Source organism: Streptococcus suis (genome assembly GCF_002960625.1).
Taxonomy (GTDB): Bacteria; Bacillota; Bacilli; order Lactobacillales; family Streptococcaceae; genus Streptococcus; species Streptococcus suis_T.
In genome coordinates, this window is the sequence record NZ_POJH01000003.1 from 1 (window position 1) to 292 (window position 292).

Genomic DNA, 292 nt, shown 5'->3' on the forward strand with positions numbered 1-292 from the left:
GGTGCAAATGGTAGCTCCGTTGTTTCTGAACTTCAACCAGATGGCAGTGTAAAAGTCTACAATGTCTCCTCCACAGGAGATCGCACTGAAATCGCCACTATCCGTAATGGAGCAGATGGTCGTGACGGTGCCAAAGGTCAGGATGGAACCAACGGTCGCGACGGTGTAAATGGCAGCTCTGTTGTTTCTGAACTTCAACCCGATGGTAGTGTAAAAGTTTATAATGTTTCATCAACAGGAGATCGCACTGAAATCGCCACTATCCGTAATGGTGTAGATGGTCGCGACGGTG

Annotated in this window: 1 pseudogene; it reads left to right on the top strand. The window is 48.3% G+C overall.

Annotated elements, in window-relative coordinates:
• Positions 1–292 (top strand): annotated as a pseudogene (locus C1G49_RS11025) (hypothetical protein); the annotation flags it as partial.